This window comes from Candidatus Symbiopectobacterium sp. NZEC135 (assembly GCF_025962695.1).
Genome location: NZ_JAGFPF010000808.1, coordinates 1 through 920, shown reverse-complemented (window position 1 = coordinate 920; position 920 = coordinate 1). Strand labels below are relative to the sequence as shown.

Here is a 920-nt window from a genome sequence, read left to right as displayed (position 1 = left end):
AATATCAGACAAATAAATAAAATTTAAAAAATTACGATGCGCGCTGTAAACAGCGCACATCGTGAATAATGTTTTTTGGGATGATAGAAGGAAGGAATGGCAAACTCAATATAGCGTCAAAGATTTGCGTCTGGAGATTTTTATTTGCATTAGCGCGTTATTTTATTTCACCCTAACAAAAATAAGAGATTTGATTAGGTTGTAAAGCAGAACAATGCAGCCTGCGACACTTTATTTTTTACTATCGTTACCAGCCTAATAATATAATAAGCGATGGATGGCGTTACCACTTCAGCATAAATGAGCCACCTTCGGTCATTAACCGCATTTCACCCGGCATTAATGTCGTATCAGCTTCAAGATGCCAGCCCAAATGCGCGTGCTGGCTGAGCCACGACGCCACGTCGGTCTGTTGCATCGGATGGCAATAGAGTACGCCCCGCCCCCCACCGCCCTGACGGCGTAACGACCGTCGCAGCAGAGCCATTGAAAACGTGTGTTTTGGCGAAATCGCTTTTGCGCGATAAGCAGTGTGTAATCGGTGGGTAACCGGGCCATTAAAACAAACAGATCCCTTCCTGCTGGCATAGAATGCCATCGGCCGCTTGCGTAACATAACGTATCTCCATGTGTTTCCTCAGCAAAATACCGTCGTCCCAACAAGGCGGGTCGAACAACGCGAGTGACTCTGCTGATACATCGACCATGCTACACCAATGTTATCGAGAGTGTTCTGAACACAAAATCCGATTTTTACCTGAAGTTAACGCAAGGGCCCTGCTTATGTCAGCGACTTATCGGTCTCAAACAGCGTATTGCAGTAACGCTCGGCGTCGTAAAACGCGTCTTGCATCATAGTGATAAATGCCTGTTGCATACCAGTGAGTGTATGTCCGGACTGGATTTGTACCTGCAAGGCG

At 46.1% G+C, this 920-nt stretch carries 1 protein-coding gene; it reads right to left on the bottom strand.

Annotation, left to right across the window (positions count from 1 at the left end; genetic code table 11):
- Positions 1 to 283: 283 nt before the first annotated feature.
- Positions 284 to 616 carry an HrpE/YscL family type III secretion apparatus protein gene (locus J5224_RS30605; protein ID WP_264628797.1) on the bottom strand — a complete coding sequence of 111 codons (333 nt, stop codon included), beginning with the start codon at positions 614 to 616 and terminating at the stop codon, positions 284 to 286.
- Between the last annotated feature and the right edge of the window lie 304 nt (positions 617 to 920).